Origin of the sequence: Pseudomonas sp. MIACH (assembly GCF_001269925.1) — a bacterium.
In the GTDB taxonomy this organism is placed as follows: Bacteria; Pseudomonadota; Gammaproteobacteria; order Pseudomonadales; family Pseudomonadaceae; genus Aquipseudomonas.
Genome location: NZ_LHVO01000063.1, coordinates 239,213 through 256,512, shown reverse-complemented (window position 1 = coordinate 256,512; position 17,300 = coordinate 239,213). Strand labels below are relative to the sequence as shown.

The 17,300-nt window shown below is 63.8% G+C and carries 5 protein-coding genes; 1 reads left to right on the top strand and 4 read right to left on the bottom strand.

All coding sequences use genetic code 11. The annotated features are described in order from the left end of the window. Positions 1–22: 22 nt before the first annotated feature. Positions 23–1,726 (bottom strand): ABC transporter ATP-binding protein/permease, encoded by a 1,704-nt coding sequence (locus AD670_RS27850; protein ID WP_053139769.1) that lies wholly within the window; start codon positions 1,724–1,726, stop codon positions 23–25. Between the two features lie 221 nt (positions 1,727–1,947). Between AD670_RS27850 and fhuF the strand changes: the two genes are divergently transcribed. Beyond that, positions 1,948–2,613 carry a siderophore-iron reductase FhuF gene (gene fhuF, locus AD670_RS27845; protein ID WP_371263201.1) on the top strand — a complete coding sequence of 222 codons (666 nt, stop codon included), beginning with the start codon at positions 1,948–1,950 and terminating at the stop codon, positions 2,611–2,613. A 50-nt stretch (positions 2,614–2,663) separates the two neighbouring features. Here fhuF and AD670_RS27840 read toward each other — a convergent pair whose 3' ends face one another. From AD670_RS27840 to AD670_RS27830, 3 genes are read right to left on the bottom strand one after another with little or no spacing between them, the layout of a single operon-like run. Beyond that, the gene (locus tag AD670_RS27840) at positions 2,664–4,307 is read right to left on the bottom strand and encodes a cyclic peptide export ABC transporter (protein ID WP_053139767.1); all 1,644 of its coding nucleotides are present in this window, start codon (positions 4,305–4,307) and stop codon (positions 2,664–2,666) included. Further along, on the bottom strand, positions 4,304–8,122 hold the full coding sequence (locus AD670_RS27835; RefSeq protein WP_053139765.1) for an amino acid adenylation domain-containing protein: 3,819 nt from the start codon (positions 8,120–8,122) through the stop codon (positions 4,304–4,306). Before AD670_RS27835 ends, AD670_RS27840 begins: the two co-directional genes overlap by 4 nt. 40 nt (positions 8,123–8,162) lie before the next feature. Then, on the bottom strand, positions 8,163–17,252 hold the full coding sequence (locus AD670_RS27830; protein WP_053139762.1) for a non-ribosomal peptide synthetase: 9,090 nt from the start codon (positions 17,250–17,252) through the stop codon (positions 8,163–8,165). Positions 17,253–17,300 lie beyond the last annotated feature (48 nt).

Genomic DNA, 17,300 nt, shown 5'->3' with positions numbered 1-17,300 from the left:
TGAACCCAACGCCCGAGCGACCTCATGTCGTTTGCCTTACCGTTCGATGCACCCACTGAGTCTCGCGCTGCAGCTCCAGGACTTGCCAATGGAAGCGCTCCAGCGACGTATTGTGGCCGACGCTGATCAGTATCGTGTCCGGCAGGGTCTGTTTCAGCAGTTGATAGCAGCGCGCCTCGTTTGTCGCATCCAGTGCCGAACTGGCCTCGTCGAGGAACAGCACGGCGGGGCGGGCCAGCAGGGCTCGGACGAATGCGCAGCGTTGTTGTTCGCCCACGCTCAGGATCTGCGCCCAGTCATGTTCCTGATCCAGTTGATCGCCCAGGTGCTGCAGGCCGACTTGCTGCATGGCCAGGTGCAGCGCCGTGTCTGAGTCATGGTCCGGTGGGCTGGGGTACCACAGGGCTTCACGCAGGCTGCCCAGCGGCAGGTAAGGTTTTTGCGAGAGGGTCAGGGTCCGCTCACGATCGTAACTGGCCGAGCCGCGGGCGTGCGGCCACAGACCGGTGACCGTGCGGATAAACGTCGACTTGCCACAGCCCGAGGGTGCGCTGATCAACAGGCTGTCACCCGGCTTCAGTGAAAGGTTGAAGCCCTTGAGCAGGCTGCGGCCGTTGGGCAGCCAGATATCCAGGTCGTTGATCTGAAGGCCTTCAGTTTGCTGGCCAGCGACGACCTGGGACTGGACTTCGACAGTGTCCAGGCGCTCCTGGAAACCGATCAATCGGTCGATGACCGACTTCCATTCCGACAGCTCCGGGAACACCTCCACCAGGTAAGCAATCGCCGCGTGCACCTCACCGAAGGCAGCGCTGACCTGGGTCAGGCGCCCGAGGGGGAACATACCGGCGAAGAACTGGGGCGCCATGATGAACATCGGAATGACCGTGGCACTGCGCAGATAGAAGGTCGAGTAGCCCATGATCAGCTTCTGCTTTTTTACCAGCGCCCAGAAATTTTCCAGGGCCGCGTCCAGGCGTTGGGTGAAGCGGGCGTTCTCCACCGCTTCACCTTGGTATTGGGCCACCGAGTCGGCATTCTCCCGCAGGCGCATCAGGGCGAAACGAAAGTCGGCTTCGCGGCGCTGTTGCATAAAGTTGAGTCGTGGCAATGCACGCCCTAGCCAGAAGGCCACCCCAGTGCCCAGCACCGCGTAGACCAGAGCGATCCAAACCAGCAACCCAGAAATGACAATGGCTTCACCGGCGAACGGCACGCTCACCAGGGCAGAGGCCTGCCAGAGGATATGCAGGAAGGAAAACAGCGACACCACCGACGTCAGCAACCCCAGGCTCAACTTGAGGGATTTGATGATGAACAGGTCGATGTCCTCGGCGATCCGCTGGTCGGGGTTGTCGACGTCGGTCTCGGTCAGCTTCAGCTTCTGGTAGCGTTGGTTGCCCAGCCATTGAGCGAGCAGGTTATGGGTGGCCCAACGGCGCCAGCGCAGCGTGAGTTTTTGCTGGAAGTGGAAAGCGGCCACGGTAAAGACCGCCGTCGCGATCTGCAGCGCGATAAATTGCACGCTGCCGAGGATAAAACCGGCGTAGTCCAAGGCCTGCAAGGCGTTGTAGAAATGCAGGTTCCAGAAGTTCGTGAGGATATTCACCCCTACCATGCACAGCGTCATCAGCACGGTGGCCACCAGCAACAGCAAAGCGGGGTACCTTTGCTCGCTGGCCCAGAAAGGCCCTGCGAGACGCCAGAAATTACGGAGAGTTTGCATGCGGTCTTGATGAGCCCCGTCGCTGACGACGTTGAGTTTGCAATGGAGGGGGGATAGGATCGGCCAATGCTAATCGTTTGCAATAATTAGGGAAAGTCGGGAGACCTGTTATCGAATTTCCACAATGGCTGAGTCAGGCTTGGCCGCCCATTCAGCGGGTCATCCGGACGGACGCCGGCGATCAAACCGCAATACCCTTGAACCGGGTGTGCGATCCTGCCGTGCTGCAACCCTTGCTGAACCGTTTTGCCCTGCTTTATCCAGGGGTGAATCGCGCGGCGGTGGTCTCGCAGTGGTCGATGAATTACATGGCTATCGTCCTGCCGGCCGCCCTGGCCTGTGGGCTGACCCTCGATTGCGCGATCGACTTCCAGGACCCGGAATCAGTGCTGCTCCACGACAACGGTGAACCTCAGGCGCTGTGCCTGGCCAAGCATCTGCCGACACTGGCCGCCGAAGATCGTGCAGCCTACTGGTCGCAGTTGGTCCACGGGCATCTGGCGCCGCTGATCGTCAGCCTGGCCGCTGCCGGTGGCCTGGCCCAGAAAGTCTTGTGGGGCAACATGGTTGCGATCTGGGACGGCGCGTTCACCCGAATGGATGCCGATCTGTCGAAAGATGGCTTTGCCCAAGCACATCAGTGGCTGGAACCGGTCCTCGTCAACAACGGGCGCCTGAAGCTGCGGGGCCTGCAACGCACGGTCGCGTCACCTGCGCCGCAGATTTGTTCCACGTTGCCGTTGCGCCGGCACTGCTGCCTGCATTACCAGTTGCACGCGCCCGTCGAAGGCGAGCCGCCGGTCCTCTGCGAATCATGCCCCAAGCTGCATCGATTGCCGGTTGCAGAGCAGGTGAGCTACCTGCATTACATCTATCAGGACAGTTGAGCGGCGCAACCGCCCCATTCTTGCCCGGGCGCCGACGTTACGCCGTCGCATCACGCATAGGCCGCATGGGCCTCGACTTGGGTAAGACGACCGTTTTCGACCTTCAATACCCGGTCGGCCTGCTGGAAGTAGGCATCGTCGTGAGTGATCACGATCACCGTCTTGCCACGGGCCTTCAGCTCCGGCAGCAGCTCCATGTAGAACACGCGCTTGAAGGTCGGATCCTGGTCCGCAGCCCATTCGTCAAACAGGTAAAACGGCTTGTCATCCAGATAGGCTGACACCAGCGCCAGTCGCTTGCGCTGCCCGGTGGACAGCTCGACGGTCGAAAAGCGGTCGTCAACAATGCTGACCTTGTGTCCCAGGCCCAACGCTTTCACGTAGCGGGTCGCTTCGCTGGTGCGGTGTTCGGCGCCGGGCCCATCGTCGCCCAGCAAATGTTCGAACAAATGAAAGTCGGCAAACACGGCAGCAAAGTGCTGGCGGTACTGCTCGCGATTATCGTCGTCGACTTCCACGCCATTGAGTACGACGGCGCCGGACTCCGGTGAGTACAGGCCGAGCAACAGCATCGACAGGGTGGTTTTGCCACTGCCGTTGCCGCCGACCACGAACACCAACTCGCCCTGTTCCAGGCTCAGATCGACGGGTCCGAGCATGAAGGGATGATCTTCGTGTTCGCCGGGATAACGGTGACACACACCGTTCAGCACCAGGCGCATCGGCCCCTTGCAGGCGAACACATCGTGTGTCGGCGTCGCCACTTGGGCCTGGGCACTCAGCTCAGCGTCGAGTTGGCGAATGCGGTTCAGCGCGATACTGGCCTGACGCAGTGAGGGCAGGGCGATCATCAGGTCGGATATGGGCCGCACCAGATACAGCAACGTCACGGTGAAGCTGGTCAGGACCGTGATCGATTGCGGCAGCCAGAACGGAACAATAAACAGCAGCACGCCAAGGTTGAGATAAAACAGCAGCGTGCCGAGGTTGGCGACCACCGAATACCCGGCCATGCCTCGCAGAAAACGCACACGAAACTCATCGGCGCCAGGACGGATAACCTTGTCGACAAAGGCCTCCCCACGGGCGTTGTTCAGTTGCAGCTCCTTGCTGCCTTCAATCAGGCTGCGAAAGTGCTGGTAGAGCACATCCTTTTGCTGGCGTACCCGTTCCAGATGGCTCAACGGGCCGCGTTCGGCCAAATGAAACGCTACCAGGCCGACCATCAGGAACAGCGCCAGAATTGCCAGCAGCGACCATGATAACCAGGCCAGATAGGCGAAACAGGCCAGGGTCACCACGGCGTTGACGAACAGCAAGGGCACCCACTCGAAGGCGGCGGTGAAGGTATGTACGTCATCGGTGAGGATCACCAGCAACCGGTGCTTGCCCATCGTTTGCAGACGCTTGAGCGGCGTAGCGAGCAGCTTGCGCGAAAGATCGATGCGCATCTGGAAGATCGCGCTCTGGGTCAGGTGCAGCAGGGACAGTTCCGAGCACAGCTTGCTCAGCAACATACCGGCACACAACCCGAAAAAGCCCAGGGCCAGTTCCGGCAGTTGCTGCGGATTGGCCAACCCGCGGTTGATCAGGATCACCAGCCCGGCACTGGCCAGGCCGCCCAGTGCGCCGGTGATCGAAGCCAGTGCCAACAGGCGGGCCGATTGGCGGTAGAGATACAAAATCAGGTTCATGCGAGGGTTTCCGTCGAGGGCGAGGCCAGCGACTTGCTGAGTTGTTCGTGGAAGGCAGTTTGACCCAGGATCGTGTCGTGATCACCTGCTACATGATAGTGGCGGGTTCGCTGGCTGGCCGCGTCCCACTGCACCGGCAGGCTCGGGCGCTCGATTATCGTCTGCTCGGCCCACCACAAGTGCAGCACGGTGTTCACCGCCGGCACCGAATATGCGCTGACCCAGCGTCGAGCATCGGCCATCACGTTCAAGGTCTGCTCGACATATGCCCTCGGCGCGCTGAGTTCGAGGCCATTGGCATCCACCCATTGCAACAGGGCGAAGCGCAATTGTTCCACCCGCCCGAACCCTGCAGTTGCCTTGCGTAATTGGGCCAGGCTCGGCGCCGTCAGGCGCGAGCGGCTGTCGCTGCTCAACTCCTGCTCAACCAGGGCGTACAGGGCTTCCCAATCCAGGCTTTCGTCTTCGGCGTGCAACGTGCTGTCGAACAGCCCCAGCCATTCGACGGCCTGCCCCTGTGCTTCCAGTTGGCGTGCCAGCTCCAGCGCGAGCAGACCTCCCATCGACCAGCCGCCGAGGCGATAGGGCCCTTGCGCCTGAATCTGGCGAATCTGCGGCACATACTCGCGGGCCAATGCTTCTATGTCCTGATCGCGCAGGGTGTCGGGCAGTGGAATGCCAAACACCGGCATCGTCTTCGGCAGCCCGGCAACCATCGGCATGTAGTGATGCACGGTGCCTGATGGTTGATGCAGGCAGAACAACGGCGTCTGTCCGGGCTCACCGGCCTGCAGGGTGATCACCGCCGTGCGGTCGTGCGGCCGGCTGATCTGGCCGGCGAGGGCGATCAGCGTCGGATGCTGGAAAATCACGTTGACGGGAACCTCAACGCCGAGGATGGCACGCAGTCTGGCCGTCATGCGCACCACCAGCAAGGAGTGGCCACCCAGGGCAAAAAAGTCGTCGTGACGACCGATCACTTGCGCGTCCAACAGCTCTTGCCACACCGCCACCAGCACGTGCTCGACATGCCCTTCAGACGCTTCATAGGCCGCAAGGCTACGGCTTGGCGCTCGGGCCAGCAGGGCGCGATGGTCAATTTTGCCGTTGGCGGTGCGGGGCAATTGCGCCAGCCACTGGATATCGGCAGGCACCATGTGCGCCGGCAGCAGCGTCGCCAGCGACTCACGCACGGCACTGGCCTGAGGCGGCTCGGCGGACTCGATGAAGGCGCGCAGGCTCGGTTCGGCCTGCGAGGTATCGAGCAGCACCGATGCCAACGTGGCACCGCTGACCTTGCACAGTGCGGACTCGATCTCGCCCAGCTCGATACGATAACCGCGCAGCTTGATCTGCGAATCGGTACGCCCCAGGAACAGCAGTTGCCCATCGATATCCTGCGAGACGAAGTCGCCGGTGCGGTACAGGCGTTGGCCGTCGAGAGAAGGGTGGCAAGCGGCGACGAACTTCTCGGCGCTCATCTGCGCAAGGCCCAGGTAACCTTGCGACAACCCCGGCCCGGCGATGTGCAGCTCACCTTTGAGGCCACGGCTTACGGGAGCGCCCTCACTGTCGAGTACGTACACCCGGGTATGCGCGATGGCGCGACCGATCGGCACGTAGCCGGGGTTTTGATCGGCCTGGCACAGCGCGACGGTGCTCCACACCGAGGCTTCGGTCGGGCCGTATTCGTTGTAGAGCTGTGCCTGCGGCTGCCGGCGGTGATGGCTGGCGACCAGGGCTGGCGGGCAGCTTTCCCCGGCGACAATCGCCGTGTTCAGGCTACTCGGAATATCGCCTAACTCGTCGAGAATCAAGGCGTACAGCGAAGGCAGCGCCAGCAGGTGCGATACACCCTGTTCGCGAATCACGCGAGCCAGTTGCACCGGGTCTTTCTGTTCGGTTTCGCTGGCCAGGTGCAGGCAGCCACCCTGCGCCAGGCTCCAGAACAGCCCGGCGATGGAACTGTCGAAGGCAAACGACGACAGCAGCAGGAAACGTTGTACCGGATGCGGATACCCCGCCAGCCGCGCCGCCAAGGAATGCAGAGCGTTGGCGTGGCTGATCACCACGCCTTTGGGCTGGCCGGTGCTGCCGGAGGTGTAGATCAGATAAGCCGGTTGATCACGTGCCACGCTCGGTTCGCGGCGTAACGGCACCGCGGGCAGTGCCTGATCCATCGCCAGCGCGCTCGACTGCCAATCAGCAGGCAGCTCAGCGATGCGCGCCTGATGGGTCAATACCAGGCGCGCCTGGCTGTCGCGCAGAATGTGTTCGATGCGTTCGCTCGGGTAGCTCGGGTCAATCGGCACATAGCAGGCCCCGGCCCGCAGGATCGCCACCAGCGCCACCACCGCATCGCTATCACGCGGCAGGAAATGGGCGATGCGTGCACCGGGCTCCAGCTGTTGGGCGAGCAGTTGCTGGGTGAGCGCGCTGACCCGTTGTTCCAGGTCGGCGTGGCTCAACGTGCCGCCAGGGCCGGTGACTGCCGGGCGCTGGCCGTTGGCGCTCGATCCCTGGGCAAAACAGGCTGCCAGGTTGGGCAGGGCAAACGTGCTGGCGTACTGCTGTTCTTGCTGCGCACTCAATACCGGCGACTGCGCGAGTGCACCCGTGACCCGCTGTTGCTCGGCGACGTTGCAGGTCGTCATTCGGCCCAGGCTGGTGGACGGTTCACGCAGGCTATGCTCGATCACGCTCAGCAATTGCCCGGCGAGGACCTCGATGTGCTCGGCGGTGTAACGCGCAGCATCAAAGTGCAGCGTCAATGCCGTGGCCGAACACGGCGCGTATTGCAGCAACAGCGCGCAAGCGGCGCTGGAACTGTCAGCCAGAGTGATGTGCCAGCCAGCATCGTTCAGCGCGCTGTCGGGTGCCGTGCCCAGTTCACGAAAGCCCACGCCCGCCAGTACGGGGGTATTGCTCAGGTGGCTCGGATAGGTGTCGCGTGCATCGTCGAGCACGCTGGCACGTTCATGCACCTGCTGGCAAAGCGCGGTGAAAGACTGCTCAGCAGAAGTATCGAGCGTGAGCGGCAGCGGTTCGCAGAACAAACCGAGGGCATCGCCCAGCACCTCTGCACGCGTCTGGTTGTCGTACGCCAACGTCAGGCGCTCGGCTTCGCTGTAGCGTTGCCACACGGTGACCCAGGCGGCGAGGACCAGCGTCGCCGGGCTGACACCCAGGTTCAGCGCCTGCTGTTCCAGGCGTTGCAGGGTGGTGGCGTCCAGCGTCAGGGCAATCTGGTCCGGTTCCAGCGGGCCGCTCGGTGCAGGCGTCTGCCGCTGCCAGGGCAACGGCACGTCAGCGATCATCGCGTTGAACTGTTCGGCCCAGAACTGGCGCGTCTGATCGTCCATCGATTCCAGGCGCCATGCCGCGTAGTCCGCGTATTGCAGCGGCGGTTCCCCAGGCGCGGCTTGCAGGTAGGCGGCGGCCCACTCCTGTGCCAGATACCGCAGGCTGGTGCTGTCCAGGTGCAACGCCGGCAGGCGCAAGGCTGCCGAATGAGCGTCGGTGTGCAATTCGATGTCCAGCGCTTGCCAATCCGTGCTCGACGCCTCGATCACCTGCATCGGCAGAGACAACCCCGGCAGTTGCTGATAGCGGGTGCGCAGAATCTCGTGACGCTCGATCAGTGTCAGCAAGCTGTTTTTCAACCGCACCGCGTCCAGCGGCTGCCCGCTACGAATATGCAGGCTGGCGCGCTGGGCAGTCGGCGCCAGGCGCGTATGTTGCAGTCGCCACAACTGCGCCTGCTGCGGGGACAGTTCGAAGCCTTCAAACGGTGTGTCTTCGTGAGTCTGAGTCATGCTGAGACCTGTACAAAAAAGTGAGACGTGAGGGCGAGCATCATTGGCCGGCATCCGGTACAACACTGCGCCGACGGGCCTGGCCAAGCGCGCTTTGACGCGCACTGCCGGCTTCACGCAGCGCCGTTTGTGCCTGCTCACGGCGAACCTGTTGCAGTTGATTGAGCGCGGCCAGCAACGCGGCAACCGAGACGTCGGCATTCAGGGCCAGTTGTTCCAGCAGGCAGACGAAGAGGCTGTCGAGCAGTTCGATGTAGCTACTGGCATAACGCCCGGTGTCATAGTCGTACACCACCAGCAGGCCGTCGCCGTCATCCACCACGTTGATCAGCAGGTCCACGTCCGAGGCTTGTGGCTCAAGTTCGCGCTCGCTGATCGCCAGCCCTGGCAAATGCAAGTCTTGCTGACGGGTGTTCTGCACCACCAGCTTGACCTGGAAAAACGGCGTGTAACGCGCATCCCGTTGTGGCAACAGATCAGCCACCAGGGCGTCGAAGGGCAGGTCCTGGTGAGCAAAGGCGTCCAGTGCCACGCGACGGGCTTCGCTGAGCTGTTCGCTGAAGGTCTGTTGCGGCGTGACTCGGCAGCGCAGCACCAACTGATTGACGAAAAAGCCGACCATGTCTTCGGTCTGTTGCTGGTGACGGTTGGCGATGTCGGTGCCCACCAGCAGGTCTTCGCGACCCGTCTGTTGATGCAGCAGCACGTTCAACGCGCTGTGCAGCACCATGAACGGCGACGCTTCACGGGCAGTCGCCAGCGCGCCAATGGCGTGTGCCAGCGTCACCGGCAGGCGGCGGCGATGACGTGCGACACCGGCGTGCTCGCGGGGCTGTGCACCGGGCAACAACAGCGGCGCGGGGCTGGCGTGCAACTGTTGACGCCAGTAAGCCAGTTGCTGCTGCCAGACCGGCCCCGGCAGGTGCGTGCGCTGCCACACCGCAAAGTCGGCGTATTGCAGGGCAGGGGCTTCAATACGCGGTGCGTCAGTGCCGAAGCCGATGTAATCGTTCGCCAGTTGCTCGACCAGTTGCGCAATCGACCAGGCATCCACCGCGATATGGTGCAGGGCGATGGCCAGCACATGGGTCTGCGCGTCCAGTTGCAACACGCGTGCACGGATCAGTGGCGCGCGGGTCAGGTCGAACGGCTCGCCGAACACCTGCGCCAGTTGCAGCCCAATGGCCGCTTCCTGCTCTGGCGTCGGGACCTGCCGCAGGTCAGCGACCGGCAAGTCAAATGCCTGCGGTGCTTCGATTCGCTGCCATGGCTCGCCATGGGCGCTGTGCACGGTACTGCGTAGCACCTCGTGACGGGCGATCAGTTGCTCGAAAGCCAGGCGCAGGGCTTCGACATTCAGCGCACCGGTCAGGGTCAGGGCGAACGGAATATTGAAGCCGCTGGAGCCCGGATTCAGCTGCTCAAGGAACCACAAGCGTTGCTGGGCAAACGACAACGGCAAGGGTTGCGAACGCGAGGCCTGGGTGATTGCCGGCAAGCCCACCGGGGCGGCCTGCAAGCGAGCGTTATCGATGGCGCGCGCCAGATTTTCCAGCACCGGGTGATCGAACACTGCACGCAGCGGCAGCTCCACCGCCAGTTGGCTGCGAATGCGTGAAACCACCAGCGTCGCCAGCAACGAGTGTCCGCCGAGGGCGAAGAAGTTGTCGTCGGCGCCAAGGGTGGTCACGTTGAGTATCTGTGCCCAGATCGCGCCCAATTGCTGCTCGGTGTCGCTGTTCAGCGGTTGCCGTTCGGTGACCCCGTTACTGTCCAGCGCTCGCGCTGTCAGGTGCTTGCGGTCGACTTTGCCGTTCGTGTTCAACGGCAATGCTTCCAGCTGTTGCCAGTGGGCCGGCACCATGTACGACGGCAGTCGCTTCGCCAGCCACTCGCGCAGCTCGGCCACCGGTGTATCGGCGCCGGTCCAGTAGGCGATCAGTTGCAGCTCGCCGCGTGGATCGGCGTTGACAATCACCGCCACCGATTGCAAGGCGGGATGACGACCCAGATGATCTTCGATTTCCCCCAATTCGATGCGGTGGCCACGGATTTTCACTTGCTGATCGCGACGCCCCAGGAACTCGATCACCCCGTCCGCACGCCAGCAACCCAGGTCACCGGTGCGGTAGAAGCGGGCACCGGGTTCGAATGGATGCGCGACGAAGGCTGCACGGGTTTTCTCTGGATCATTGAGGTAGCCGCGACCCACGCCGACACCACCGACGCAGATTTCACCTGGCACACCCACCGGCACCGGGCGCAGCGCGGCATCCAGCAGGTACAACTGATTGTTCGCCGTCGGGCGGCCAATCGGCATGGCGTTGCCGCTTTCGTCGGACACCGTGGTCAGCGGGTGGAACGCCACATCATCGGAGCATTCCGCAGGGCCGTAGGCGTTCATCAGCGGTATGTGGGCAAAGCGGCTCAGCCAGGCGTGGGCCAGTGCTGGAGGCAGGGCTTCACCGGTCGGCAGCAACCAGCGCAAGGCCGACAGGCGCGTGTTGGCAGTGGCAAGGTCGAGCAGGGCACGGATCATGGTGGGCACGGCTTCAAGTACCGATAACTGCTGATCCTCCAGTGCTTGCAGCAGGCGTTCCGGGTCGTGGGCAATCACGTCCGGCAGAATGTGCACAGTGGCGCCCAGGAGCGGGGCCGCGAGGAACTGCCAGACCGAAATATCGAATGCCGGGGACGCGGTCTGGGCGATGCGGTCTTCGCTGCACAGGCCCAACGTCGGTACTTTGCCGAAGATGTTATTGAGCATGCCGCGTTGCTCGACCATCGCGCCTTTCGGCGTGCCGGTGGAGCCGGACGTGAAGATCACATAGGCCAGGTCATCCGGGCTGGCGGCACTCTCCAGCGGCGATGCGTCGCCGGCCAGCCACAGGCTTTCGCAGCGCAGACGGTAGGGCTGGGCCGAACTGGCCGCCAATGCCTGCTCGATCACCGCGTCGGCGCTGTCACTGCTCATCAGAAGGGTGGCGCCGGACAGTTCGAGGATTTCACCCAAGCGCTGCGGCGGATGTTTGATGTCCAGCGGCAAGTACGCGGCGCCGGCCTTAAGCACGGCAATCATCATGCTCAACAACGGCAGGCCACGCTCGCCGGCCAACGCTACCAGGGTATCGCGCCCGGCGCCGGTTTCCACCAGTGCACGGGCCAGACGGTTTGAACGCTGATCCAGTTCGGTGTAGCTCAGGCTGTCAGCGCCACACACCGCCGCGATACGCTGCGGATGCTCGGCCACTTGCCGGGCGAACAGTGCGGCGTAGGACTGGTCCAGCGGGAACTCCAACGTGCTGCGGTTCCAGTCCACCAGCATCGTCTGGCGCTCTTGCGGCGTCAGCAATGACAGCGAGGCCAGGGGGGCGTGAGGTTCGGCCACCATCTGTGTGAGCAACTGGCGCAGGTGCCCGAGCATGCGCTCGACGGTGTCGGCGTCGAAGCGCGCGGCATCGTAGGTCAGGCGAATGCCCAGCCGGTCACCCGGATACAGCACGACGGTCATCGGGTAGTTGGTGTGCACGCGGTCTTCATATATGTCGATGCTGAAGTCCACCTGGCGATCCGACAGGCCAGCGTCGAACGGTGCGTTTTCGAACACCACCAGGCTGTCGAACAGCGAGCGACCGTGCTCGATTTCACTCCAGCGTTGAATATCCACCAGCGGCGCGTGCTCATAGGCGCGCAACTCGAAGTTGTGCGCGAACAAGGCTTGCAGCCACGGCACCACTGTTTGCGCATCATCGACCTTGACCCGCAGCGGCAGGCTGTTGATGAACAGGCCGACAATGTCTTCCACACCCGGCAAATCGGTTGGACGTCCTGACACGGTGACACCGAACAGCACATCATCGCTGCCGCTGTAGCGCGACAGCAACAAGGCCCAGGCGCCCTGAATCCAAGTGTTGGGTGTGAGCTGGTGTTGTTGGCACAACGCAGTCAAGGCGCGGGTGTCGGCAATTGACAGGGTGACGTCGAGGTTGGCCACGGTTTCGACTGCTTGCTCGGCCAGGGCCGGGCGGTCCACCACCAGCGGCGTCGGAGCGCTGAACCCGGCCAGTTCGCGGGTCCAGAATTGCTCGGTGATCGCGCTGTCCTGGCATTGCAGCCAATGAATGTAGTTGCCGAACGACGGCAGCAACGGGCGTGCTGCCGGCTGGTCAAGGACGCGGGCCTGATAGTGGGCGAACAGATCCGCCATCAGCAGGCCAAAGCACCAGGCATCGGTCAGGATGTGATGGAAGCTGCGCACGATCAGGAACTCCTGATCAGCCACCTGGAACACCCGCAGGAACGTCAGCGGTGGGCGGCGCATGTCAAAGCCCTGGCGGCATTCGGCGTCCAGTACGGCGTCAAGCTGACGCTGGCGGCTGGCTTCATCGAGGTGGCGCCAGTCGTACCAGGCGAACGCCGCATCGGTGTCGTGGTAGACGCATTGCAGTGCGGCTTTGCCATCCTGCCACCAGAACCCGGTGCGCAGCATTGGATGCCGGGCCAATTGTTGCGCCCAGGCATATTCGATGGCGTTGCGGTCAAGGTCGCCGTCCCAGCGATAACGTTGCTGCATCAGATAGATACCGCTGTTGGGACGCAGCAGGGTATGCAGCAACATGCCTTCCTGCATGGGCGACAGCGGCAGCAAATCGTCGATGCCTGCCCAGTCGAAGCCAGCCCCCAGTGCGGCGAGGTCATGACCCGCCGCGCGGCACAGCGGGAACGCGTGGGCGCCCGGCGTGGCGTGCTCGGCGTCGGCCGCCAGCAGGTCCAGGCGCTGCGCCAGTGCGGTAGCCCAGTGTTCAGCGCCATTGCCCCGGCACTCAATGTGCAATTGCCCCCTGCGCAGGCTGACGGCGATGGTCAGCCTGCTGGCATCGACAGGCGTGCTGCTGGCGATGACGTCGCCCAGCGGCCCTTCATGAACCGACCAGACACCGGCCATGACGATGTGCACGTCAGGCTGCGGCAGGCTCAGCAGCGGCTCGCGCAGATAGTCGTTATCCGCCAGATAACGCAGCACGCCGTAGTCGTCACCGGTGTTCGGCGCGGCGGCAAGTTGTGCGTCCACCTGGGCAAGCCACTGCGCTGGGCGGGTGGCGGGGGCGATGCTCAGGCGTAGCGGTACGGCATGGCTCAGTGCACCCAGCACGGTGGCCGGGTCGAAATCGGTGCGGCTCAGGGGGCTGGACAGCGGCAAGCGGGCGCGCTCGCAGCGACCGCGATCAAGGCTCAGCCACACGTCGTGTACGCCACTGTGCTCTGCCAACTGCGCGGCAACCGCCGTGGTCACCAATGACGCCCAAGGTGCATGGCTGCGGCGTTGCAGCAGCACCAGCCGTTCGTTCAGCGCTGGCGAAATCGGCACCTGGCTCGCTGCCGCCGGGCCTTGTGCGTTGCTCGGCAGGGTTTCGCCGGCGTACTGCAGCCAGTACTCCCAGGCGGGCTCCAGGCCATCCTCATCACGTGCGCGCTCGTTTTGCAGCTCGGCCCATTCATCCACATGCCCACCGTGGCGCGGCAGCTCGATGGTGCGCGTGTATTGCGCCTGGGCAATGGCCAGTCCCAGGTCCGTCATCAGCAATGCCCAGGATGCCGCGTCCAGGCGCAATGCATGGCTGACCAGCAGCACTGCATCACCGGCTGCCGACAGGCACGCGTGCCAGCCTTCGCCCGCGGCGTGATCCATGGCTGCTTCGACGGTCGCGGCCAGGGTGGCTGCATTGTCCGGGTTGAAAGCCTGTTGGCTGGCACTCGCCGGCTTGGGCGTGGTGGGCAGGGTTTGCGCCCACGTGCCATCGGCGTGTTGAACGAGGCCCAGCTGCAGCGCTCGGTGCTGTTGTTGCAGGGCGAGCACCGCGCGGCTCAATACCTCCAGGCTGATGGGCGTGGTCAGGGCCACGTAATACCAGTCTGCGCTCAACGGGCCGGCTTGCAGGCGCGCATGTTGACCGGCGGTCAGCGGCACTTGCCGCGCTGTGCCGGTGGTCGTGCGGCTGTACCCTGCGCCTTGGCTGATCACCGCCGAGATGTCGGCGATGGTACGGTTCTCGAACAGTTGCTTGGGCGTCAGTTTCATCCCGCGCTGGTGGGCGCGTGCGATGATTTGCAGGTTCAGAATCGAGTCGCCGCCCAAGGCAAAGAAATTGTCATGGATGCCTACCCGTTCGATCTGCAGCACGTCCTGCCAGATCTCGGCGAACGCCGCTTCCACCGCATCGCGGGGGGCTTCGTAGGTGTCCTGGCGGGTCGGCGCGTCGGGCAATGGCAGGCGGGCAATGTCCGGTTTGCCATTGGCGTTCAGCGGGATCGCATCCAGCGCGATGAAGTCGGACGGCACCATGTAATCCGGCACGCGCAGCGCCAGGTCGTAGCGCAGCTTGTCGGCCGACATCGAGGTACTGGCCACCAGCCAGGCGATCAGGCGCGGTGTTTCGTTGGCCGGTTGCACCACGCGCACCAGCACCTGGTGGATGTTGTTCGACAGGCGCTTGATCTGCGCCTCGACTTCGCCCAGTTCGATGCGATAGCCGCGCAGTTTGATTTGGTTGTCCACGCGTCCGAGGAACGCCAGCTCACCGGATTCCAGCCAGCGCACGCGGTCGCCGGTACGGTAGGCGCGGGGCAGGTCGGCAACGGCGGTGAAACGCGCAGCGGTTTGCGCCGGGTCGCCCAAATAGTCGATGGCCAGACCTTCACCGCCGACCCACAGCTCACCCGGTACGCCGACCGGCACGGCATGACCGTGGCTATCGAGGACGCGCAGTTGCCGGTTCGGCTGTGCGTGCCCCAGCGGTTGTACGCCAGCCAGGGGCTGCTCGATGCGGGACAGGCAGATACCCACCGCACTTTCGGTCGGGCCGTAGTGGTTGTAGACCGCCAGTTGCGGACTCAGCCCGCGAATCGTCTCCAACAGCGCACCTGGCAAGGCTTCACCACCGAGCAACAACGCACGACGTGGCAACAGGCTGGCGTCGGGGTGGGCGGCGAGCAAACCGTGCAGGTGGTTCGGTGTGAGCTTGACCAGGTCAGGCGTGAAGTGCGCAAAGCACTGCGCCAGGGCGTTCGGGTCGGCGCGGGTGTCGTCGTCCACCAGTAACAGACTGCCACCGCTGGTGAGTGCACCGAACAATTGGCTGTAGCCCAGGTCCGCCGCCAGGGTCGACAGCAGCGCGTGGCGCCATGGCTGCGGCGCTTCGGCGCAGCCCAATTCGGCGAGAATGCCGCTGATGTAAGCGACGATGGCGCGATGTGACACCCGCACACCTTTAGGCACGCCCGTGGAGCCGGAGGTGTAAATCACATAAGCGCAGGCCTGTTGATCCACGCTGGGCAGGTCGATGCCGTTGGCGCGAGCGGTCGCGTCGATCACCTGCGCCGACGCCGTATCGAACGTCGGCGCACCAATGATGAAGTCCACGTCGGCACTGGCGATCAGTGCACTCAGGCGCGAGGCGGGTTGGCCGAGGTCCAGCGGCAGGAAACAGCCGCCCGCCTGCATCACCGCCAGCAATGAGATCACCGCATCGTTATTGCGCGGCAGGGCCAGGGCGACACGATCACCCGCTTGCAGGCCGCGCAGGCGCAGGGCGCCGGCCAGTCCCGTCGAGGCTTCCAGCAACTGGCCGTAGCTCAACGCACCGAGGCTGTCGCGGACGGCTTCGCGTTCGGGGTGACGACGCGCCTGCCGGGCGATCAGCTCATGCAACGTCTCGTCCGGCACTGCCAGCGTGACGCCGTTACCCCAGGTGCGGGTCAGGTTCAGCTCGTGGGCCGGGCACAGCGGCACATCCGCGAGTGCGCGGTTGGCGTCGTGGCTGAGCGCGTCGAGCAGCGTGATCAATTGTTCGAGCAGGCGTGCGCCAGCGGCATCGCTCAGGCGTTTGCGCTGATGCACCAGATGCAAATGCAGGGTGTCGCTTTCCATCGACGCGATCAGCGACATCGGATAGTTGTTGCGCCCGCCGGTGTGGCGCAACGCGGCAGCGTGTTCGGCGTCGGGCAAACCGACGAGGCCGTCGTCGATCTGGTCGAGTTCTTTCGGGAACGGGAAGTTTTCAAACACCATGATCGCTTCGAACAGCTCGCCACCGGGCGGCAGCGCGGTCAGGGCGCGCAGGCTGGCCAAGGGCGTGTGCTCGTGTTCGCGCATTTCGGCGTTCCAGTCCTGAACACCGGCCAACCACTGGCCTACGGTCGGCGCATCATCCCAGCGCACGCGCAGCGGCAAGGTATTGATGAACAGGCCAACCATCCGTTCGACACCGCCAAGGCGTTGCGGGCGGCCAGCCACGGTGACGCCGATCAGCGCCTCATCGCTGCCGTTATGGCGACCCAGCAGATACGCATAAGCCGCTTGCAGCAACGTGTTGAGGGTGAGGTTGTGGTCACGGGCGAACGTGCTCAGGCGCGCCGTGGTGGTGGCGTCCAGCACGCGCAGATGCTCGGTGCACGGCAGGCTTGCATCGACCGTGGCGGCGAGCAGGCCGCGCGGGTCCGATTCGGGCACGCGGGTGGTGCTGGCAAAGTCAGCCAGGCGACTGCGCCAGAACGCCTCGGCGCTGGGGCGCTCACCGAGATAAGCCACATAGTCCTGGAACGGCCGCACGGTTTCCAGGGCGGCAGGCTGTCCACGGCGGACTGCGCGGTACAACTCACGCCAGTCGGCCAGCAGTAAACCCACGCTCCAGCCATCGAGCAGCAGGTGATGATGGGTCCACACCAGCGACCAGTGAGCCTGGCCGTTGACGTCGTCCAGGCGCGCCAAGGTCAATCGCATCAGCGGCGCGGCGCCCAGTTCGAAGGCGCGTGCATGATCTTCTGCCGCCACGCTCGCCAGCCCTTGCGGATTGCCGCGCAGATCGACTTCGCGCAGTGGCAGATCGACGGCCTTGAGGACGACCTGAAAAGCGTCGTCCAGTTCTTCCCACAGAAACGCCGTGCGCAGCACCGCATGACGCTGTATCAGGGCGGTCCAGGCCTGGCGGAAGGCGTCCAGGTCGAGTTCACCGGCAAGCGCGATGCGCATTTGCTGGTAGTAGACCCGGGATTCGGGCGCATAGACCTCGTGGTACAGCAGGCCTTTTTGCAGTGGCGTCAGCGAATAGATGTTTTCGATTTGGTCATGCATGGCGGCAGTGTTCAATCCAGAAAAACCCAGAGGCACGTGCGCCGCGAG

Coding starts and splice junctions, on each gene's coding strand:
- AD670_RS27840 (WP_053139767.1), bottom strand. CDS start 4,307: ATGAACCTGATTTTGTATCTCTACCGCCAATCGGCCCGCCTGTTGGCA.
- AD670_RS27850 (WP_053139769.1), bottom strand. CDS start 1,726: ATGCAAACTCTCCGTAATTTCTGGCGTCTCGCAGGGCCTTTCTGGGCC.
- AD670_RS27830 (WP_053139762.1), bottom strand. CDS start 17,252: ATGCATGACCAAATCGAAAACATCTATTCGCTGACGCCACTGCAAAAA.
- AD670_RS27835 (WP_053139765.1), bottom strand. CDS start 8,122: ATGACTCAGACTCACGAAGACACACCGTTTGAAGGCTTCGAACTGTCC.